Source organism: Dechloromonas sp. TW-R-39-2 (genome assembly GCF_016864195.1).
In the GTDB taxonomy this organism is placed as follows: domain Bacteria; phylum Pseudomonadota; class Gammaproteobacteria; order Burkholderiales; family Rhodocyclaceae; genus Azonexus.
The window spans coordinates 3,323,887-3,345,476 of sequence record NZ_CP045202.1; the positions used below are offsets into that span (position 1 = coordinate 3,323,887).

The following is a 21,590-nucleotide window of genomic DNA, read 5'->3' on the forward strand; positions in this document are numbered from 1 at the left end:
TGCCGTTTCGTCGCAAGAGCACTCGGTTTTATGACCACAACCTTGTAAAATCACAGGCTTCGATCATTTCGGATTGGCCCGCGTGCCCGGCACCCCTCGCCCCCTTCGTCTCGCCATCAACGGTTACGGCCGTATCGGACGTTGCTTTTTGCGTGCCCTGCTGGCGTCGACCGCGGCAAAGCGCATGCAGGTCGTCGCCATCAACGAACCAGCCAATCTCGACAGCATGGCCTACCTGACGCGCTACGATTCGACGCACGGCCGTTTTCCCGGCGAGGTTGATCTGGCGGACAACAGCCTGCTGGTCGATGGGCAGAAAATCAGCGTCAGTCATGCCCGCCAACCGGATGCCGTGGACTGGTCGTCACTGGATATCGACCTGCTGGTCGAAGCCTCGGGTTGCTACGGTCAACGGGCCGAATTGAGCCGTTTTCTCGATGCCGGCTGCCCGCGCCTGCTGCTCTCGCACCCAGGCCAAAGTGCAGACGATGTCGACGCGACCATCGTTCCCGGCATCAATACCGAGTCGCTGAACGGCAACGAACGGCTGGTTTCCGCCGCTTCCTGCACGACCAACGCCATCGTGCCCATCCTTGCATTGCTCGACCGTGAAATCGGCATCGAACAGGTAATGCTGACGACGCTGCATTCAGTGATGAACGACCAGCCGCTGATCGACGGCTATCACCACGAAGACCTGCGCCGCACCCGCTCGGCGATGCAGTCGATCATCCCGGTATCGACCGGGCTGGCGCGCGGCGTCGAGCGTCTGCTGCCTTGCCTCGCTGGCAAGGTCAGTGCAAAGGCCATCCGCGTCCCGACGCTGAATGTTTCGGCCATCGACCTGACCCTGCACACGCAGCGCCCGGTTTCGGCCGGTGAAATCAATGCCCTGCTGGCAGCCGCCGCCAAGGGACCGCTCGCCGGCCTGCTGGCCTATTCCGAGGCGGCGCATGCTTCGATCGATTTCAATCACGACCCGCATTCGGCCATCGTCGACGGCAGCCAGACCCGCACCGCCGGGAAGCACCTGGTCAATCTGTTCGTCTGGTTCGACAACGAATGGGGCTTTGCCAACCGCATGCTGGAGGTGGCCGATCACTGGTCGCGCCTCTGGCCCACCGCACACGACTAACCTTCTCCAGGAGAGCAGCATGAACGTTACCAAACTCACCGACCTCGACGTTTCCGGCAAGCGCGTTTTCATCCGCGCCGACTTGAACGTGCCGCAGGACGAAGCCGGCAACATCACCGAAGACACCCGCATCCGTGCCTCGCTGCCGTCGATCAAGTACTGCCTGGAAAAGGGCGCCGCCGTGATGGTGACCTCGCACCTCGGCCGGCCGACCGAAGGCGAGCTGAATCACGAAGACAGCCTGATGCCGGTCGCCGTGCGCCTTGGCCAGATGCTGCACACCTCGGTGCGCCTGATCCAGAACTGGGTCGATGGCGATTTCACGGTCAAGCCGGGCGAAGTCGTGTTGCTCGAAAACTGCCGCGTCAACAAGGGCGAAAAGAAGAACAACGACGAACTGGCGCAAAAGATGGCCAAGCTGTGCGACGTCTACGTCAACGACGCTTTCGGTACCGCCCACCGTGCCGAAGCCACCACGCACGGCATCGCCAAGTACGCCCCGGTCGCCTGCGCCGGCATCCTGATGGGCGCCGAAATCGACGCCCTGGGCAAGGCCCTGCATGAGCCGAAGCGCCCGCTGGTCGCCATCGTCGGCGGCTCCAAGGTTTCCAGCAAGCTGACCATCCTCAAGTCGCTGGCGAGCAAGGTCGACCAGCTGATCGTCGGCGGCGGCATCGCCAACACCTTCCTGCTCGCCTCCGGCAAGCGCATCGGCGACTCGCTGGCCGAAGCCGACCTGGTCAAGGAAGCGCACGCCATCATGGACATCATGAAAGAACGCGGCGCCGAAGTGCCGTTGCCGACCGACGTCGTCGTCGCCGACGAAGTCTCCGCGCTGGCCCGTGCCAACAAGATTTCGGTCGACGATGTCGCCACGCACGACCGCATCCTCGACGTCGGCCCGAAGAGCGCCGTCAAGCTCGCCGAAATCATCGCCAATGCCGGCACCGTGGTCTGGAACGGCCCGGTCGGCGTCTTCGAACTGCCGCAATTTGCCGGCGGCACCAAGATGCTGGCCTCGGCCATCGCCCACTCCGAGGCCTTCTCGATCGCCGGCGGCGGTGACACGCTGGCCGCGATCGCCAAGTTCCACATCGCCGACGACGTCGGCTACATCTCGACCGGCGGCGGCGCCTTCCTGGAATTCCTTGAAGGCAAAACCTTGCCGGCCATCGCCGTGCTTGAAGAACGCGCGGCAAAATAAGCTTTGAACCACGGTTGACCGCAGCAAGCTCCTGACGGGGCATCGCGCGGTCGACCGGCTGGAAACGGCCAAAATCAAAAACCGCAGGGAGAGAGAAGACATGTCACGCCACACCAAGATCGTCGCCACGCTGGGCCCCGCCTCATCCACCCCGGAAGTTCTCGAACGCATGGTGCAAGCCGGCATCGACGTGGTGCGCATGAACTTCTCGCACGGCACGGCCGAAGACCATAAAGCCCGCGCCATCGGCATTCGTGCTGCCGCCGCCAAATACGGCCGCACCGTCGGCATTCTTGGCGATCTGCAGGGCCCGAAAATCCGGGTCGGCAAATTTGAATCCGGCAAGATCACGCTGGTCATCGGTGAAACTTTCATCCTCGATGCACAATGCACGCTCGGCAACCAGGAACGCGTCGGCCTCGATTACAAGGATCTGCCGAAAGACGTCGTCTTCGGCGACATCCTGCTGCTCGACGACGGCCGCCTGAAGCTGGAAGTGACCGGCGTGCGCGGCCATGAAATCCACACCCGCGTCATCGTCGGCGGCGAGCTCTCCAACAACAAGGGGATCAATCGCCAGGGCGGCGGACTGACCGCGCCGGCGCTGACCGCCAAGGACATGGACGACATCAAGACGGCAGCCCAAATCGGCGTCGATTTCGTCGCCGTCTCCTTCCCGAAAAGCGCCGCCGACATGTACATGGCGCGCCAGTTGCTGCGTGCCGCCGGCAGCCAGGCCGTGCTGATCGCCAAGATCGAACGGGTTGAAGCCGTCGCCAACCTGGCCGAAATCCTCGATGCTTCCGATGGCGTCATGGTCGCCCGTGGCGACCTCGCCGTCGAAGTCGGCGATGCCGCCGTGCCGGCGCTGCAGAAGAAGATGATCCGCATGGCGCGCGACATGAACAAGCTGACCATCACCGCAACGCAGATGATGGAGTCGATGATCAGCTCTCCGGTGCCAACCCGCGCTGAAGTCTCCGACGTGGCCAATGCCGTGCTCGACGGCACCGACGCCGTGATGCTTTCGGCCGAAACGGCGAGCGGCAAATATCCGGTCGAAACCGTCGAATCGATGGCCCGCATTTGCGTCGAGGCCGAACGCTCGGCCGAAGTCACGCTCGATCGCGAATTCCTCGACCGCGTGTTCACGCGCATCGACCAGTCGATCGCCATGGCCGCCATCTGGACGGCGCATCATCTCAAGGTCAAGGCTATCGCCGCACTCACCCAGTCCGGTTCGACCGCGCTGTGGATGAGCCGCCTGAACTGCGGCGTACCGATCTACGCGCTGACGCCGGATGCCGAATCGGTTTCCCGCATGGTGCTTTACCGCGAAGTTTACCCGCTGCTGATGACCCAGCAGCACAGCGACCGCGACCTGCTGCTGGCCGAAGCCGAGCAACTGCTGATCGACCGCGGCGTGGTCGAAAAGGGCGATCTCATCGTGCTGACCATCGGCGAGCCGATCGGCACGACGGGCGGCACCAACACCCTGAAGATCGTCCGGGTCGGCGAGCATCAAATCGCCTAGCCCTGTAAAATAGCCAGATTAATTAATTCAGTTATACAGAGGAGTCCCCATGCCGCTCGTTTCCATGCGCCAACTGCTCGACCACGCTGCCGAAAACGGCTACGGTCTGCCCGCTTTCAACGTCAACAACATGGAACAGGTCTGGGCGATCTGCGAAGCCGCCAGCCAGATCGACGCCCCGGTCATCATGCAGGCCTCGGCCGGCGCCCGCAAATATGCCGGCGAAGCCTTCCTGCGCCACCAGATCCTGGCCGCACTCGAAGCCTACCCGCACCTGCCCATCGTCATGCACCAGGACCACGGCCAAAGCCCGGCCGTCTGCATGGCCGCGATCAAGTCCGGCTTCACCTCGGTGATGATGGACGGCTCGCTCGAAGCCGATGGCAAGACCACCGCCTCCTACGAATACAACGTCGCCGTATCCAAGGAAGTCGTCAAATTCTCGCACTCCATCGGTGTTTCCGTCGAAGCCGAACTCGGCGTGCTCGGCTCGCTCGAAACGATGCAGGGCGACAAGGAAGACGGCCACGGCGCCGAAGGCCTGATGACCCGCGAACAACTGCTGACCGACGTCGAGCAGGCTGCCGACTTCGTCAAGCAGACCAACTGCGACGCACTGGCCATCGCCATCGGCACCAGCCACGGGGCCTACAAATTCACCAAGCGCCCGACCGGCGATATCCTGGCGATCGATCGCATCGCCGAAATCCACGCCCGCATCCCGAACACCCACCTGGTCATGCACGGCTCTTCTTCCGTGCCGCAGGAACTGCTCGCCGAAATCCGCGAATTCGGCGGCGACATGAAGGAAACCTATGGCGTGCCGGTCGAAGAAATCGTCAAGGGCATCAAGCATGGTGTGCGCAAGGTCAATATCGACACCGACATCCGTCTTGCCATGACCGGTGCCGTCCGTCGCTACATGGCCGAAAACCCGTCCAAGTTCGATCCGCGCGACTTCCTCAAGCCGGCCCGCGAAGCTGCCAAGAAAATCTGTCTGGCCCGCTACGAAGCCTTCGGTTGCGCCGGTCAGGCGAGCAAGATCAAGCCGATGTCGCTGGAAAAAATGGCCGAGCGTTACGCCAAGGGCGAGCTGAACCAGATCGTCAAATAATCACCGTTTTGCGGTAAATTCGAGGGCCGCCTGATGCGGCCCTTAATTTTTTGAGTCAGACCTGTGGAATTACGCACCCATCCGCTCCGCCAGCGCCTCAATGACGAGGTTCACACCCGCCCGCCGATCCCGCTCGAAGCGCCGGCACTGATCAGCTATCTGGCTTTCGTCCATGACGAAAACGGCCCGGCCGGCGAGCGCGCCCACATCGGCACGCTCTACGAACGGATGGGCCTGCCGATCGAGCCCAGCGCCGAAGCAGCCCACCTGATCATCGACGGCGGCAATTTCAAGCTGAAATGGGAGCAGCACGGCGAATTCTCGACCTACACCTTTTTCATCCAGCCGAAACAGCCTGCCCTGTCAGGCGAAACGGCGCTCGGCGCCGTCCCGGTCGACTGGGTTCAGGGCATTCCCGGCCAGGTGATTGCGGCCACCCACATCGAACTGCTGGCTGCCGGCTCGGTCGATCCGGAGGAAATGCTCGCCTCGCTGCCGGCCAAAAGCGACACCAACATCGTCTCGCTGATCGCCGGCCAGGCCGCCTGGGTCTTTACCGATTTTCGCATCCAGCAAGGCTTCTCACGCTTCACGCTGATCGATGAAAGCATGGGCAAGCTGCGGACCGGCCGGATCATCCAGCGTCTGCTCGAAATCGAAACATATCGCGTCATGGCGCTGCTCGCCTTCCCGGTTGCCAAATCGGTCAGCCGCCTGCTCAACCGTGCAGAAGCCGAACTGGCCGCCCTGATCGACCGCATGGTCACCGCCGCGTCGCCGCACGACGAGCGGACCGTACTGGCCGACCTGACCCGCCTGGCGGCAGAAGTCGAACACTCCGTCGCCAGCACCAATTTCCGCTTTGGCGCTTCAGCGGCTTATTACCGGTTGGTCCAGCAACGCATTGTCGAACTCAAGGAAACTCGCGTTTCGGGCTACCCGACGATCAAGGGCTTCATGGAACGGCGACTGGCGCCGGCACTCAATACCTGCGCCGCGATTTCGACCCGCCAGGAAGACCTCTCGGCGCGCATCGCCCGCACCAGCCAGTTGTTACGCACGCGCGTCGATATCGAACTGGAGCGCCAGAACCAGGAAGTTCTCGCCCAGATGAACCGCCGCGCCAAGCTGCAACTGCGCCTGCAGGAAACCGTCGAAGGCCTGTCGGTCGTCGTGCTGACCTACTATGGCTCGCAACTGGTCCAGTATCTCGCCAAGGGCACCAAGGAACTGCATCACCTCAACAGCGATGTGATTACCGCGATTTCGATCCCGCTCATCGCCGGCGTCGTTGCCTGGGGAACTCGTCAAATGCGCAAGAAGCTCGCCGCCGAAGAAGGCGAAGGCGCGCATTAATTTATAATTCTGCTTTTGCTTTCGGGAACATGACCGTGACCGCACCCCTTTTCGAATCCACCATCACCAGCCTGCCGCTGATCAATAAAGGCAAGGTCCGCGACATTTACGCGGTCGACGCCGACAAGCTGCTGATTATCACCACCGACCGCCTGTCGGCCTTCGACGTCATCCTGCCGGACCCGATTCCGCGCAAGGGCGAAGTGCTGCAAGCCGTGGCCAACTTCTGGTTCGAGAAACTCGGCCACATCGTACCGAACCAGCTGACCGGCATCGATCCCGAATCCGTCGTCACCGAGAACGAACGCGACCAGGTGCGCGGCCGTGCCGTCGTCGTCAAGCGCCTCAAGCCGCTGCCGATCGAAGCCGTCGTGCGCGGCTACGTCATCGGTTCCGGCTGGAAGGATTACCAGGAAACCGGCGCGATCTGCGGCATCGCGCTGCCGGCCGGCCTGAAAATGGCCCAGAAACTGCCCTCCCCGATCTTCACGCCGGCCACCAAGGCCGCCGTTGGCGATCATGACGAAAACGTCTCCTTCGCCACCGCCCAGGCCCATTGCGGTGCTGACCTGGCCGAAGCACTGGCCGGCACCGGCAAGAACGGCGCACAACTGGCCGACGAAGCCCGCCTCGCCGCCATCCGCCTCTATGAAGAAGCCTGCGCCTACGCCAAGGGCCGCGGCATCATCATCGCCGACACCAAGTTCGAATTCGGCATCGACGCGGCCGGCACCCTGCACCTGATCGACGAAGCCCTGACCCCGGACTCCTCGCGCTTCTGGCCGGCCGACCAGTACGAAGAAGGCAAGAACCCGCCCTCCTACGACAAGCAGTACGTCCGCGACTACCTGGAAACGCTGGACTGGGGCAAGGTTGCCCCCGGCCCGAAACTGCCGGCCGATGTCATTGCGCGAACCAGCGCAAAATACATCGAGGCGTACGAACGCCTGACCGGAAAAACTCTCTAAAAACACATCGGGCGGCTATGACCGCCCTTTTTCATTGCCCCGACAAAAATGACTACGACCAATCCCCTGCTCGATTTCTCCGACCTGCCCCGTTTCGATCTGGTGCAGCCCGAACATGTCAAACCGGCCATCGAATCGCTGTTGACCGCGGGACGCGAGTTGATTGAACGCCTGACCAGCGACGCAACGCCGGCGACCTGGCGCGACTTCGCCGGTGCATTGTCCGACGGGCTGGAGCCATTTGGCCGTGCCTGGGGCGTTGTCGGTCATCTGCATTCGGTCAATGACGTGCCGGCCTGGCGCGAGGCTTACAACGAGATGCTGCCGGAAGTGTCGCGTTTCTACGCCGAACTCGGCCAGAACCTCAAGCTGTTCGACAAGTACAAGGCGCTGCGCAGCAGCCCGGAATACGCCACGCTGAGCATCGAGCAAAAGAAAGTGGTCGATAACGAAGTGCGCGATTTCCGCCTGAGTGGCGCCGAGCTGCCGGAAGACCAGAAGCCGCGCTTCCAGGCGATCATGGAAGAACTGTCGCAGCTTTCCGCCAAGTTTTCCGAGAACGTCCTCGACGCGACCAATGCCTTTGCCGAAGTGATCACCGACCCAGCCCTGCTCGCCGGCCTGCCGGACGATGCGATCGAGGCGGCCAAGGCTGCGGCTGAAAAGGCCGGCGTCGAAGGCTGGCGTTTCAGTCTGCAGGCGCCGTCCTACGGCCCGGTCATGCAATACGCCGACAACCGCGAGCTGCGCGCCCGGCTGTATCGCGCCTCGGCCACCCGCGCCGCCGAATTCCACGATGGCAGCAGTAAGCCGGAATGGGACAACACGCCGGTCATCAACCGCATGCTGGCCCTGCGCCTCGAAGACGCGAAGATGCTTGGCTTCAATAATTTCGCCGAAGTCTCGCTGGCCCCGAAAATGGCCGACACGCCGACCCAGGTGCTCGCCTTCCTGCGCGAGCTGGCAGCCAAGGCCAAGCCGTTTGCCGAGAAGGACATTGCCGAACTGAAGGCCTTTGCCAAGGACGAGCTGGGTCTGGACGATTTCCAGCCCTGGGATGCAGCCTACGTTTCCGAAAAGTTGCTGCAGGCGCGTTATGCCTTCTCCGAACACGAAGTGAAGCAGTACTTCACCGAGCCCAAGGTGCTCGGCGGCCTGTTCAACGTCATCGAAAGCCTGTTCAACGTCAAGGTCAAGCCGGATACGGCACCGGTCTGGCATGAGGACGTCAAATTCTTCCGTCTGGAGACGTCGACCGGGGAACTGGTCGGCCAGTTCTACCTCGACCTCTACGCCCGCGAAACCAAGCGCGGCGGGGCCTGGATGGACGAAGCCCGTTCACGTCGCCGGACGACGACCGGCATCCAGAAGCCGATTGCCTACCTCAACTGCAACTTCCCGCGCCCGGTCGGCGACAAGCCGGCCACCTTCACGCACGACGACGTGATCACGCTGTTCCACGAAACCGGCCACGGCCTGCACCACCTGCTGACGCGCGGCGAAGAACTCGGTGTTTCCGGTATCCACGGCGTCGAGTGGGATGCCGTCGAGCTGCCTTCGCAGTTCATGGAAAACTATTGCTGGGAATGGCAGGTCGTCGAAGGCATGACCGCCCACGTCGATACCGGTGCGACGCTGCCGCGCGCGCTGTTCGACAAGATGCTGGCCGCCAAGAATTTCCAGAGCGGCATGATGGCCGTGCGCCAGATCGAGTTCTCCTTGTTCGACATGCAACTGCATTCGGAATTCGACCCGCAGGGCACGTCGACCGTGATGGACCTGCTGCACGCCGTACGCGACGAAGTCGCCGTGCTTGTGCCGCCGGCCTGGCATCGTTTCCCGAATGCTTTCTCGCACATTTTTGGCGGCGGCTACGGAGCCGGCTATTTCAGCTACAAGTGGGCGGAAGTGCTCTCGGCCGACGCCTACGCGGCCTTCGAAGAAGCCGGCGATCCATTCGATGCCACCACCGGCAAGCGCTTTCTCGACGAAATCCTCTCGGCGGGCGGTTCGCGTCCGGCGATCGAATCCTTCAAGGCATTCCGCGGCCGTGAACCCAGTGTCGATGCCTTGCTGCGTCACAGCGGCATGGTTGCCGCCTGAGTATGGAGACCAGATTCATGCGCAAACTGTTGATCCTCTGCCTCATCCTCGGCGCAGCCGGTGCCAGCGCCCAGACTTACCGCTGGATCGATGCCAACGGCCGTACGGTTTTCAGCGACACGCCGCCGCCACGTACCGGCGCGCCGGTCGCCAAGACGGAGAAGGCCACGGCTGACGACGGCCTGCCATTTGCCGTCAAAAAAGCAGCCGAAGCTTTCCCGGTCACGCTGTTCACCACCCCGGAGTGTGTCGACGAATGCAAGCAGGCACGCGACCTGCTCAACAAGCGTGGCGTACCGTTCACCGAGCGCATGGTGGTCAAACAGGAAGATCACGCCGAACTGAAACAGTTGGTCGGCGATGCCTTCGTGCCTTCGTTGCGCGTCGGCAAACAACCGGTTCGCGGTTTCGAGGCCAACGCCTACAACAACCTGCTCGACCTGGCCGGCTACCCGAAAACCGCGCCCTACGGCGCCAAACCTGCGGCGGTACCCGGCCAATGAAAATCGCTGCCTGGAACGTCAATTCACTCAAAGTTCGCCTGCCCCATCTGCTCGACTGGCTCGCCTCGGCCCAGCCGGACGCGCTGTGCCTGCAGGAACTCAAGCTTGAAGACCACAATTTCCCGCGCGCCGAGATCGAGGCGGCCGGCTATCACGTCGCCTTTTCAGGCCAGAAGACCTACAACGGTGTCGCCCTGCTCGCCCGCCAGCCAATCGAAGATGTCCTGATCGGTAATCCGCACCTCCCGGACGAACAGAAACGCCTGATCACCGGCACGGTCGGCGGCGCACGCATCGTCTGTGCCTACATGCCGAATGGCCAGGCGGTCGGCAGCGACAAGTACGACTACAAACTGCGCTGGCTCGATGCGCTGGCGGTCTGGCTAGCCGAAGAACTGGCGGCGCATCCGCAACTGGCCCTGTGCGGCGATTACAACATTGCCCCGGACGACCGCGATGTGCACGACCCGGCACGCTGGGCCGACGGCATCCTCGTTTCGCCGCCCGAACGCGCCGCCTTCCAGCGCCTGCTCGATCTCGGCCTGAGCGACAGCTTCCGCCTCTTCGAACAACCGGAGAAAACCTTCTCATGGTGGGATTACCGCATGCTCGGTTTCCAGAAAAACCTCGGGCTGCGCATCGACCATATCCTGCTCTCGAAGCCTCTCGCCGAGCGCTGCACGGCAGCCGGTGTCGACCGCGCCCCACGCAAACTCGAACGCCCATCCGACCACGCGCCGGTCTGGGCGACGCTCGGATGATTTTGCGATGAATGCCACGGTCGACCGCAGCAATGTGCTGAAACTCTACCCGGCGCTGGCCGGGCTGCCCGCCGCCCGGCTCGCCGAACTGATCCGCCCCGAAGCCGTCATGCATCTGCCGGCCGGCACCCAAGTCTTTGCTGAGCATCAACCCTGCCAGGGCTTCCCGCTGCTGATCGACGGCAGCATCAAGGTCGTCAAGCTGGCCGCCAGCGGCCGCGAGCTGATGCTCTATCGCGTCGCACCAGGCGGCTCCTGCATCATCAGTTCGAGCTGCCTGCTCGGTCACAGCGACTACAACGCTCGCGGCATTGCCGAAACGCCGCTCACCCTGCTCGCCCTGCCGGTGGCCAGCTTTGCCACCTTGATGGTCGAACACGCACCGTTCCGCGATTTCGTTTTCCATCTCTTTGCCGACCGTATCGGGGAACTGATGCAACTGGTCGAAGAAGTCGCCTTCTCGCGACTCGACCAGCGTCTGGCCAAGCTGATCCTGGCGCGCAATGCCGATTCGCTGAGCGTCACCCACCAGCAACTGGCCGACGAACTGGGCAGCGTTCGCGAAATCGTCAGCCGCCTGCTCAAGGGTTTTGCCGCACAAGGCCTGGTTTCGCTGGCCCGCGAGCAGTTGACCGTCACCGACCGGGCCGGCCTGCAAAAACTGGCGGCTCCGTGACCCAGGTTACATACCGCGCCGTGATGCATCGCTAAAGTAGGCAGCGTACACACACAAACCTACTGGAGAACATCATGAAACCGAATGTTGGCGGCCTCGACAAAATCCTTCGCATCGCAGCCGGTGCCGGCCTGATCGGCGCCACCGTTGCCGGCCTGCTGCCGGCCTGGGGCTACATCGGCATCGTGCCGCTGGCTACCGGCCTGATCGGCTGGTGCCCGGCCTACCCGCTGCTCGGCATGAATTCCTGCCCGATGAAGAAAGACTGAGCTGCGCAGCGATCAAGAAAAACCCGCCAGAGGCGGGTTTTTTTACGTCAGGTAATTGGCGATGCGCACGTAGTCATCGACCGAGAGGTCTTCCGGACGCCGGGTCGGGTCGATCTCCAGCGCGGCAAAGCCGGCATCATCGAGCGTTCCCTTGAGCGTGTTGCGCAGCATCTTGCGGCGCTGCGAGAAGGCGGCAAGCACGACGTGGGAGAGCTTGGTGTGGCTCTTGGCATGCAACTCGGCAACATCCTTCGGAATCAGACGAACCACGGCGGACTGCACCTTGGGCGGCGGATCGAAGCTTTCCGGCGGCACATCGATCAGCCATTCGAGATGGAAACGGTATTGCAGCATGACCGACATCCGGCCGAAATCGGACTCGCCCGGCACAGCCACCATGCGCTCGACGACTTCCTTCTGGAGCATGAAATGCATGTCGTAGACGATCTCGGCATAATCGGCCAGATGGAAAAGCAGCGGCGTCGAGATGTTGTACGGCAGGTTGCCGACCAGATGCAACTTGCTGCCGATGCTGGCGAAATCGAAGGCCAGCGCATCGCCGGCATGGATCGTCATGCGCTCCGGCGGGTACTGCTTTTTCAGCCGGGCGATCAGGTCGCGGTCGATTTCGACAACATGCAGATGCTCGATCCGGTCGAGCAGCGGGCGGGTAATCGCCCCCAGGCCGGGGCCGATTTCAACCAGCGTATCGCCGCGTTGCGGATTCACTGCCGAGACAATGGCACCAATAATGCCCTGGTCGACCAGGAAATTTTGCCCAAAACGCTTGCGCGCGACGTGTTCTTTCATTGCTTTACCGCCATTCTGGCCGCTTCGGCGACCGCTTCAAACAGACTACCGGGATCGGCCCGGCCGCTGCCGGCTAATTCAAGGGCCGTACCGTGGTCGACCGAGGTACGAATGATCGGCAAACCCAGCGTGACATTGATGCCCTGGCCGAAGGTGGCGTATTTAAGCGCCGTCAGCCCCTGGTCGTGATACATCGCCAGCACGGCATCGCCCTGCGCCAGGATGGGCGGAGTGAACATCGTGTCAGCCGGATACGGGCCGCTCAGCGCCATGCCTTCGGCTTTCAAACGGTCGAGCACCGGGCTGATCACATCGATTTCCTCGCGACCGAGATAACCGCCCTCGCCCGCATGCGGATTCAGGCCGGCAACCAGGATACGCGGACAGGCCAGACCGTATTTGCGGCGCAGATCGGCATCGAGGATACGCAGCGTCTTTTCCAGCACATCCGGCGTGATCGCTGCCGAAACATCCTTGAGCGGCAAGTGGGTCGTGACCAGCGCAACACGCAAAGGACCACGCTCGGTGTTGCCGGCCAGCATCATGACGACCAGCGGCGTCGCCGTCTTTTCGGCGAGATATTCGGTGTGACCGGTGAAATGCACGCCGGCCTCGTTGATCACGCCCTTGTGCACCGGCGCCGTCGCCATCGCGGCGAACTCGCCCGACTGGCAACCGGCCAGCGCCCTGTCGAGCAGGGCCAGCACGTAAGCGCCATTGGCCGCATCGAGCTGACCAGCAACCGATGGATGGGCCAGCGGCAGGTGCAGGACATCGAGTATCGGTCGGCCGGTGGAAATGGCGGTATTGCTGCGGTCGACCGCAGCACCGGGCTGAAAATCACGCAATTCAATATCCAGGCCAAGCGTCTGGGCGCGTTCGGCCAGCAAACTACGGTCGCCAAGTACGACCGGATGCGCCTCGCCGGCATAAGCCGCCAGCCGCAAACACAGTTCAGGCCCGATGCCAGCCGGTTCGCCGCTGGTCACCGCGATCAATGGCCGCATTATTTCTCTTCGAGCCGGTTTTCAACGTAGGCACGGTCACGCAACTGGCGCAGCCAATCCTGGAAAGCCTCGTCCAGCTTGCGCTCGCGCAGGGCCTGACGGGCCGCACCGCGCTGACGCTCAGCCGAAACGTCGCGTTCGCGCCGTTCCAGGGGCTGAATCAGGTGCATGCCGAAAGGCGACTTGATGACCGGGCTGATTTCGTTGATTTTCAGGGCATCCATCGCACGCTCGAAGTCCGGCACGGTGTCGCCCGGATTCAGCCAGCCAAGCTCACCGCCCTTGGCCGCCGAACCATCCTGCGAATACAAGCGGGCCTGTTCGGCAAAGTCGACACCGTTAACAATCCGCTCGCGCACAGTTTCCAGCTTGCGACGGGCTTCCGATTCGGAAACAATCTCGTTGATCCGGATCAGGATGTGACGCGCCCGGGTCTGCTGCACCGAAGCCGGAGCGCTGCCGCCACGCTTGTTGAGCAGCTTGACGATATGGAAGCCGGCCGAGGAGCGCAGCAATTCGCTGACTTCACCGGGTTTCAGCTTGCTGGCAGTTTCGGCATACAGCGCCGGCATGCGGTCGAGCAAGCGCCAGCCAAGGTCACCACCTTGCAGGGCATCCTGGGCATCGGAAAAAGCAGCGGTCAGTTCGGCAAAATTCTCGCCGGCACGCGCCCGCTTCAAAGCCTGTTCGCCGCGCAAGCGCAGCTTTTGCAACTGTTCCGGACTGGCCGATTCGGGCGCCCGCAGCAGAATGTGCGCCAGCTGGTATTCCTCGCTGCCACCCGATGCTGCCTGATTGGCCAGGTAGTTGTCGATCTCGCCGTCGGAAATGACCAGCTTGCTCTCGACTTCACGTTCACGCAGCCGGACCATGGTCATTTCGCTGCGAATTTCCTCGCGGAACTTGGCGTACTGGATGCCATCCTTTTCCAGCGCCTGACGGAACTGCTGCGGTGTCATCTTGTTATTGGCGGCAATCCGGCCAATCGCCTGGTCGAGCTGGGCATCATCGACCCGCATGCCCGATTCCTTGGCGAACTGGAGCTGGACACGATCCATGATCAGGCGCTCGAGCATCTGGCGTTCAAGCTCCTCCTGCGGCGGCAAGGGCGTACCCTGCTTCTTGAGCTGCTTGAGAGCGGAATCAAGACGCGTGCGCAGGTCAAAGTAGGTGACGACTTCATCACCGACGACAGCCACGATGTGATCAGCTTCCTTGGGCTCTTCGGCAGCCGAGAGCGGCAAGGCCAGCAAGCTGCCCAGACAAGTGATCAGGAGAAGCAGATGACGAATTGAATTGGGCATGATGGTCATTGAGTAGTGAGCAGACTGCCGCTGTTGGGCAGTTCATTGGTTTTCCCGTAACCGGGAATACTACGCCGCAGCAGCTGGATCGGATTCGAACCGACGCTGCTGAAGTCATTGAGTTCAAGTTGCAGGAAGAAGGTGGTATTGGGCGTGCCGGAGATGGCTTCCAGGCGCTGCACGACAGCACGCGTCGCCCAGCAGCCGGCGTTGTATTCCAGACCGCCAATCGCCTCAAGCAGCTGCTTGTCACGCAGCGAGTAGTTGTAGCGCCCGACAGCGTACCAGTTGGCGCTGAGCGGCCACTGACCAGCCAGGTCGATCTGGTCGACCTGTGAAATGGCGGTCAGTGGATCGCGGGTATAACGGTAACTGGCGCTGAGCACCTTGCCCAGTTCGGGCTGGAAACGCATCCCCAGGGAGACACGTTCGTTGGTTCCCTTGTTGTAGTTGTATTCCCAGGCAGCATCGGCATAGGTTTTGGGCAAGACCAGACCGTTGACCGCAGCAACCAGATTGGAGAAGTCAGCTGTCCGGACCGACTCGGTCGGCAGAGTTACGCGCTGCTGCTTGAAGTAGTAACGCTGGCCCAGCATCGCCTTGAAACGCTCGACACCGGTATTGGCATCGAGCAGGCGCGTCGTCAATGCGGCCGTCAGCTGGTTCGCGTCATTGATCCGGTCAAAACCGCTGTAACGGTTTTCAGCAAACATCTGGGCAAAATTGAAGTCGGTCAGGCCGGAGTCGAAAACCGGAATCTTGCTCTGGTCCTTGTACGGAATATTCAGATAGTAAAGGCGCGGCTCCAGCGTCTGGATGTAATCACGGTCGAGCCAGTTGCTTTCACGTTCGAAAATGACCGACGAGTCGAGCGACACAATCGGCAGCGTGCGACTCATGCTGGTCGGCTCGCCGTTGACCTGGTTACCCAGCGAATACTGGGTCGCATGCACGCCTATCTTCGGGGTGATCTGGAAGGCGGGGTGGACAATCGGCAGGGAAACCTGCGGATAGAGCACCATGCGCTGTCCGTTGACCTTTTCCGGGTGGATGAAATGCGAATACTGGCCGATCACGCTGAGGTCGGTTTTCAGCACATTGGCCTTGTAACCGACGAGATTCAGCTGCGGTTCGAGGAAGTAGGGGCGAGCGATGATGTTGGTCGGGTCCGTCTGCAAGGTCTGGTAACGCAAGACCTGCATGCTGGTACTCAACCACGGCGCTGGCGAATAGCCGATGGCAACCTGCTTGGCCAGTTGTGTCTGAGAAGTCTGCAACAGGCGGGAAGACATATCTTCCCAGTAATGGTCGTCCGAAACGCCATTCCAGTTGATCGTCGATGTGAAGCCGCGCCCCAGATTGTGTTGATGCTGGATGTTGTAAGCGTAGCGTTCGCGTTTTTCAATCTCGTCGTGCGGCACATACTCCAGACGGGTCATCCCGTTGTAGTTGTAGTCGAGATAACGCGCTTCGGCCCCCAGCTGGAAACCGCGCTTGGTCATGTAACGCGGATTCAGCGTGGCATCGTAATTGGGAGCGATGCTCCAGTAATACGGCGCCGTGACATCGAGGCCGTTTTTGGTCGACGTCGAGAAAAAGGGATGCAGGAACCCCGAATGACGCCCATGATTCAACGAGAAAGAGGCCAGCGGCGCATAGAAAATCGGCACATCCTTGAACCAGACGGAGGCATGGGTTGCATCACCGACATCCCGGTCGTAATCGAGGAACATTTCCGAGGCGCGCAAGTACCAGTCCTGATCGCCCGGCTTGCAGGTCGAATATGTCGTATTCGTCAGGCGAATATGATTCTCGCCTTCGAAATCAGCCCGTTCGGCACGCCCGCTCGCCTCTGAAGGACGACGCGTCGGCGCAGTCGTCGGCAAACCATAGCTGTTCGGCACATTGAGCATCATCGGCGCGCCGGTCACTACCGTTGAATTGGCCGAAGCCACGGTGATGATCGTTTGCTGCGTCCGGTAGAAGCGGCTCGTCACTTCCTTGACGATGTGATAGTCGGCCTTTTCGGCAAAGCCGATCTGTTCGGAAAGCTTCATCCGCAGATGCGGCGTATCGACTTCCATCCCTTCCTGCAGCAGACGAACCTGCCCGGTGGCATCCACCTCATCCTCAAGCGGCCAGTAAATCACCTTGTCGGCAAATACTTCGGTGCCGGCCTTGCGCAGCACCACCTCACCGCTGGCATCAGTCACGTCATCGACCTGGCCTTCAATATTATCGGCCACGATGAAGAGCGGATAAGCATCGCCTTTTTTCAACTCGACCGGATGATCGACCCCGATACCGGGCAGCAGCGGCGCCTTTTTCTTGCCCAGCACGTTGAACTTGCGCTCGACCCGCAAGCGGACCGGAGTGTCATTCGCCGCCAGCTCGATGACTGCGGTCGACGCAGCCGCAGGCAGCAAATTGCTCTCCCCCTTGACCGGCAGCGGCAAGCGCAGCGGGTCGATGGCAGCGTGGCTCACCTGCATGCCGGCAAACAGGCAGCAGACGATGACAGCGAGCGGGCGACGGGAAAATCCGGTCATTGAGTCGATCAGATGAGGGGCAATACCGGAAGACCCGGAACCCGAGTGTTAAAATCGTGGCATTTTACAACGAACCCACTCCCATCCGATGTCGCGCGATCAACTTGTTACAGACTGGGTCGCCAGTCGCTTCCCCGGCCAGACCGTCCAAATCACTCCGGCCTCTGCCGATGCCAGTTTTCGCCGCTATTTCCGGCTGACCTGGCCGGATGGCAGCACGCGCATCCTGATGGACGCCCCGCCTGAAAAAGAGGACTGCAAACCCTTCATCCACGTTGCCGGCCTGCTCGCCAAGGCCGAACTGGCCGCCCCGCGCATCCTCGACAAGGATCTCGACAACGGTTTCCTGGTGCTCACCGACCTCGGCCGCATCGGCTACCTCGACGCACTGAACGCCGACCTGTCGATGGCCGACATGCTGGTTCGTCCGGTCCTCGATGTGCTGGTCAAATGGCAACTATCAAGCAAGGCCAGCACCCTGCCGCCCTATGACGCCACACTGTTGCGCCGCGAACTCGACCTTTTCCCGGAATGGTTCATCGGCCGCCACCTCGGCGTGCAACTCGACGACAGCGAAAAGCTGATGCTCGACCGGACCTTCAAGTTCCTGATCAACTCGGCGCTGGCCCAGCCCAAGGTTTTCGTCCATCGCGACTTCATGCCGCGCAACCTGATGATCGTCGAGAGCGAGGCCCGCTTGACGCCGGGCATCATCGACTTCCAGGATGCCGTGATGGGGCCGATCAGCTATGACGTCGTCTCCCTCTTCCGCGATGCTTTCATTTCGTGGGAAGAAGAGCAGGAAATCGACTGGGTCGTCCGCTACTGGGAAAAAGCCCGCGCCGCCGGCCTGCCAGTGCGCGCCGATTTCGGCGATTTCTGGCGCGACTACGAACTGATGGGGCTGCAACGCCACCTCAAGGTGCTCGGCATCTTCTGCCGCCTGAAATATCGCGACGGCAAGGAAAAATACAGCGAAGACCTGCCGCGCTTCATGAACTACGCGCGCAAGACCGCCGGTCGCTACGTCGCCCTGAAGCCCTTGCTCAACCTGCTCGACAAACTGGAAGGCAACACCGACCAGATCGGCTATCGCCGCTAAGCGGAAAGCTGCCATGAAAGCCTTCATCCTGGCCGCCGGGCGCGGCGAGCGCATGCGTCCGCTGACCGACCACACGCCCAAGCCATTGCTTCAGGCCGGCGGCAAGCCGCTCATCGTTTGGCACCTGGAACGACTTGCGGCAGCCGGTTTCAAGGAGATCGCGATCAATCACGCCCATCTCGGCGCACAAATCGAGCAAACGCTGGGCGATGGTGCGTCATGGGGGCTGAACATCCAGTACTCACCTGAACCGCCGGGCGCGCTGGAAACCGCCGGCGGCATCGCCACCGCACTGCCACTGCTCGACGAGCAGCCATTTCTCGTGGTCAATGGCGACGTTTATTGCGACTGGGATTTCAATCGCGCCAGGCAGTTGACCGCAAAAACCGCCCATCTGGTGATGGTTGCCAACCCAGCCCACCACACCACCGGCGACTTCAGCCTGGACGGCGAGCGCGTCATTTACGCCAACGGTAAGCAAACACTCACCTACGCTGGCATTGGCGTCTTTTCGCCATCCTTCTTCGCGGGCGTTCAATCTGGCACGGTCATGAAACTTCGTCCGCTGCTCGACGCCGCCATCGCCGCCGGCACCTTGACCGGGGAACACCACACCGGTCGCTGGGTCGACGTAGGTACGCCGCAGCGCCTTGCGGAACTGGATCAGGAACTCAAAAACGCATGAGCCACACCCACTTTCTCGCCCGCCGCAAGCGCCTGCTGAAAACCATAGGCGACGGCGTCGCCATCGTGCCGACCGCACCGGAAGTCATCCGCAACCGCGACGCGCACCACCCCTTCCGCTTCGACAGCTATTTCTGGTACCTGGCCGGCTTTCCGGAACCGGAAGCGGTGGTTGTGCTGGTCGGCGGCAAGAAACCCAAGTCCATCCTGTTCTGCCGCGAAAAGCACGAAGAGCGCGAAATCTGGGACGGTTACCGTTACGGCCCGAAAGCGGCCAAAGTCGCTTTTGGCTTCGATGCCGCCTATCCCATCGAACAACTCGACAAGAAACTGGCCGAATTGCTCGTCGACCGCGACACGCTGTGGCACGCCATCGGCCACGATGCCGCCTGGGATACGCGCATCGCCAAGGCCTTGAACGAAGTGCGCGCCCAGACCCGCGCCGGCAAACGCGCGCCGCGCGCCATCCACGACCTGCGCCACGAACTCGATGCCATGCGCCTGATCAAGGACAGCGCCGAAGCCGACATCCAGCAACGCTCGGCCGACATCGCCAGCGCCGGCCACGCCCGCGCCATGCGCGCCTGCCGACCCGGCATGGCCGAGTACGAACTCGAAGCCGAGCTGAGCTACGAATTCCGCAAGCGCGGTGCCGACGCTCATGCCTACACGCCCATCGTCGCCGGCGGCGCCAACGCCTGCGTACTGCACTACGTCGAGAACAACAAACTGCTCAACGACCACACGCTGGTACTGATCGACGCCGGCTGCGAGGTTGAGGGCTACGCCGCCGACATCACCCGTACGTTCCCGGTCAACGGCCGTTTCAATGCAGCGCAGAAGGACGTTTACGAAATCGTCCTCGCTGCGCAGGATGCCGCCTTCGCCGCCACGGCGCCCGGCCGTCATTTCATGGAAGCTCACGACGCCGCCGTGCGCGTGCTGACGCAAGGCCTGATCGACCTCAAGCTGCTCAGCGGCGATCTCGACAACCTGATCGACAAGGGCGACTACAAGCGTTTCTACATGCACCGCACCGGCCACTGGCTCGGCCTCGACGTGCACGACGCTGGTGAATACAAGGTCGGCGATGAATGGACCAAGCTACAACCCGGCATGACGCTGACCGTCGAACCGGGCCTCTACATCCGCCCCGGCGCCGACATTCCGCCGGCACTGGCCGGCATCGGCATTCGCATCGAGGACGATGTGCGCGTCACCGAAACCGGTTGCGACATCTTCACCACGGCACCGAAGACGGTGGCCGAAATAGAGGAAGTGATGCGCCATGACTGAAGCCTCCGTTGACCAAGTCGATATCCTGATCGTCGGCGCCGGCCCGGTCGGCATGACGCTGCATCTGGCACTCGCCGCCGGTAGCCGGAAATCGCTGCTTCTGGACCGTCGACCGCACCCGGCAGGAAGTTCCCTTGGGGCGCAACACGCCCCGCCAAGCGACCCGCGCGCCCTCGCCCTGTCGCACGGCGCCCGCCAGTTGCTCGAACAGATCAATAGCTGGCCAAACCGCGCCGCGACGCCGATCGAAACCATTCACGTCTCGCAGAAGGACGGTTTTGGTCGCACGCTGATCGACCGCAGCGACTACGCCCTGCCGGCGCTCGGCTACGTCGTTCGCTACAGCGACCTGGCCAATGCGCTGGCCGCCAACCTGACCAGCAACGCGGTGCTGGCGGAAGCAGAAATTCTCGAGATCACACCCGGCGACGATCGAGTCACCGTCACGCTGCGCCACGCCGGGCAACTGCGTACGATCAGCACCCGACTGCTGGTACACGCCGAAGGCACGCCGGGCGACGATCCGGCCGTCAAGGTCAGCGACTACGTCCAGCACGCCGTCATTTGCGAGATCACCCCGACGCCCGGCCACAACCGGCGCGCTTGGGAGCGCTTCACGCCGGACGGCCCGCTCGCCCTGCTGCCGTTGGGCAACGAATACTCCATCGTATTCACCCTGCCGCCCGACAAGGCCGACGCGGTGATGAACATGAACGACGCAGATTTCATTGCCGCCCTGCAGCAACAATTCGGCCAGCGCATGACATTCAGCCAGCCCGGCCGGCGCAGCCGCTTTCCGCTCGCCCTGCGCCTGCGCGATCCGCTGGTCAAGGGCAACGAAATCTGGATCGGCAATGCCGCCCAGACGCTGCACCCGGTTTCCGGCCAGGGATTCAACCTGGGCATCCGCGACGCCTGGCAACTGGCTGAAATCCTGCTCAAAAACGGCGTCGACCGCGAAAAAACCGAATCGGCAGCCGACTGGCGCCAAAGCCTGCACGACTATGCCGCCCAGCGCCAACTCGACCGACAAGGCAGCGCCTTCTTCACCGACCGGATCGTACGTACCTTCTCGAACGACTCCGCGCCGCTCAAACTGGTCCGCGGCCTCGGTTTGCTGGCGCTCGACGTTTTCCCGCCGGCCCGCCACTTCGTCGCCAAGCGCATGATCTGGGGCGCCCGCGCCTGGCCTTGATCCAGCCCAAAGCCGGATGT

19 protein-coding genes are annotated in these 21,590 nt (G+C 62.1%); 15 read left to right on the forward strand and 4 right to left on the reverse strand.

Going from position 1 to position 21,590, the window contains the following annotated elements; all coding sequences use genetic code 11:
• Positions 1–82: 82 nt before the first annotated feature.
• The 11 genes from GBK02_RS16155 (at position 83) to GBK02_RS16205 (ending at position 11,623) form a co-directional block, all read left to right on the forward strand.
• A complete protein-coding gene (locus tag GBK02_RS16155; protein ID WP_203467615.1) occupies positions 83–1,135 on the forward strand; it encodes a type I glyceraldehyde-3-phosphate dehydrogenase in 1,053 nt (350 codons plus the stop codon).
• Between the two features lie 19 nt (positions 1,136–1,154).
• Entirely contained in the window at positions 1,155–2,339 is a 1,185-nt protein-coding gene (locus GBK02_RS16160; protein ID WP_203467616.1) for a phosphoglycerate kinase, read from the forward strand.
• A 100-nt stretch (positions 2,340–2,439) separates the two neighbouring features.
• Positions 2,440–3,873 carry a pyruvate kinase gene (pyk, locus tag GBK02_RS16165; protein ID WP_203467617.1) on the forward strand — a complete coding sequence of 478 codons (1,434 nt, stop codon included), beginning with the start codon at positions 2,440–2,442 and terminating at the stop codon, positions 3,871–3,873.
• Positions 3,874–3,922: 49 nt separating this feature from the next.
• The gene (gene fba, locus GBK02_RS16170; protein ID WP_203467618.1) at positions 3,923–4,987 is read left to right on the forward strand and encodes a class II fructose-bisphosphate aldolase; all 1,065 of its coding nucleotides are present in this window, start codon (positions 3,923–3,925) and stop codon (positions 4,985–4,987) included.
• 63 nt (positions 4,988–5,050) lie between these two features.
• Positions 5,051–6,343: a DUF3422 family protein gene (locus GBK02_RS16175; RefSeq protein WP_203467619.1), complete on the forward strand. Its 1,293-nt coding sequence runs from the start codon at positions 5,051–5,053 to the stop codon at positions 6,341–6,343.
• Positions 6,344–6,378: 35 nt separating this feature from the next.
• Positions 6,379–7,311, forward strand: a complete 933-nt coding sequence (locus tag GBK02_RS16180) for a phosphoribosylaminoimidazolesuccinocarboxamide synthase (RefSeq protein ID WP_203467620.1) — start codon at positions 6,379–6,381, stop codon at positions 7,309–7,311.
• 48 nt (positions 7,312–7,359) lie between these two features.
• Positions 7,360–9,414, forward strand: coding sequence for a M3 family metallopeptidase (locus GBK02_RS16185; RefSeq protein WP_203467621.1), 2,055 nt, complete (start codon positions 7,360–7,362; stop codon positions 9,412–9,414).
• Between the two features lie 17 nt (positions 9,415–9,431).
• Complete coding sequence (locus tag GBK02_RS16190) at positions 9,432–9,917, forward strand: glutaredoxin family protein (RefSeq protein ID WP_203467622.1); 486 nt, start codon at positions 9,432–9,434, stop codon at positions 9,915–9,917.
• Positions 9,914–10,678: an exodeoxyribonuclease III gene (xth, locus tag GBK02_RS16195; protein ID WP_203467623.1), complete on the forward strand. Its 765-nt coding sequence runs from the start codon at positions 9,914–9,916 to the stop codon at positions 10,676–10,678. Before GBK02_RS16190 ends, xth begins: the two co-directional genes overlap by 4 nt.
• Before the next feature lie 7 nt (positions 10,679–10,685).
• Positions 10,686–11,354, forward strand: coding sequence for a Crp/Fnr family transcriptional regulator (locus tag GBK02_RS16200; protein ID WP_203467624.1), 669 nt, complete (start codon positions 10,686–10,688; stop codon positions 11,352–11,354).
• Between the two features lie 74 nt (positions 11,355–11,428).
• Entirely contained in the window at positions 11,429–11,623 is a 195-nt protein-coding gene (locus GBK02_RS16205) for a DUF2892 domain-containing protein (protein WP_203467625.1), read from the forward strand.
• A 42-nt stretch (positions 11,624–11,665) separates the two neighbouring features.
• On the opposite strand, the gene rsmA is transcribed toward GBK02_RS16205, so the two are convergent.
• From rsmA to GBK02_RS16225, 4 genes are read right to left on the reverse strand one after another with little or no spacing between them, the layout of a single operon-like run.
• A complete protein-coding gene (gene rsmA / locus GBK02_RS16210; protein WP_203467626.1) occupies positions 11,666–12,433 on the reverse strand; it encodes a 16S rRNA (adenine(1518)-N(6)/adenine(1519)-N(6))-dimethyltransferase RsmA in 768 nt (255 codons plus the stop codon).
• Positions 12,430–13,440, reverse strand: a complete 1,011-nt coding sequence (pdxA, locus tag GBK02_RS16215) for a 4-hydroxythreonine-4-phosphate dehydrogenase PdxA (protein WP_203467627.1) — start codon at positions 13,438–13,440, stop codon at positions 12,430–12,432. The genes rsmA and pdxA overlap by 4 nt, the downstream gene beginning before the upstream one ends.
• Complete coding sequence (locus tag GBK02_RS16220) at positions 13,440–14,744, reverse strand: peptidylprolyl isomerase (RefSeq protein WP_203469451.1); 1,305 nt, start codon at positions 14,742–14,744, stop codon at positions 13,440–13,442. Before GBK02_RS16220 ends, pdxA begins: the two co-directional genes overlap by 1 nt.
• 5 nt (positions 14,745–14,749) lie before the next feature.
• A complete protein-coding gene (locus GBK02_RS16225) occupies positions 14,750–17,293 on the reverse strand; it encodes an LPS-assembly protein LptD (RefSeq protein ID WP_203467628.1) in 2,544 nt (847 codons plus the stop codon).
• Positions 17,294–17,381: 88 nt separating this feature from the next.
• Here GBK02_RS16225 and GBK02_RS16230 point away from each other — a divergent pair, with 88 nt between their 5' ends.
• From GBK02_RS16230 to GBK02_RS16245, 4 genes are read left to right on the forward strand one after another with little or no spacing between them, the layout of a single operon-like run.
• Positions 17,382–18,395, forward strand: coding sequence for an aminoglycoside phosphotransferase family protein (locus GBK02_RS16230; RefSeq protein ID WP_203467629.1), 1,014 nt, complete (start codon positions 17,382–17,384; stop codon positions 18,393–18,395).
• A 13-nt stretch (positions 18,396–18,408) separates the two neighbouring features.
• Positions 18,409–19,080 carry an N-acetylmuramate alpha-1-phosphate uridylyltransferase MurU gene (gene murU / locus GBK02_RS16235; protein WP_203467630.1) on the forward strand — a complete coding sequence of 224 codons (672 nt, stop codon included), beginning with the start codon at positions 18,409–18,411 and terminating at the stop codon, positions 19,078–19,080.
• A complete protein-coding gene (locus tag GBK02_RS16240) occupies positions 19,077–20,375 on the forward strand; it encodes an aminopeptidase P N-terminal domain-containing protein (RefSeq protein WP_203467631.1) in 1,299 nt (432 codons plus the stop codon). The genes murU and GBK02_RS16240 overlap by 4 nt, the downstream gene beginning before the upstream one ends.
• Positions 20,368–21,570, forward strand: coding sequence for an FAD-dependent monooxygenase (locus GBK02_RS16245; RefSeq protein WP_203467632.1), 1,203 nt, complete (start codon positions 20,368–20,370; stop codon positions 21,568–21,570). The genes GBK02_RS16240 and GBK02_RS16245 overlap by 8 nt, the downstream gene beginning before the upstream one ends.
• The last annotated feature ends 20 nt before the right edge of the window (positions 21,571–21,590 follow it).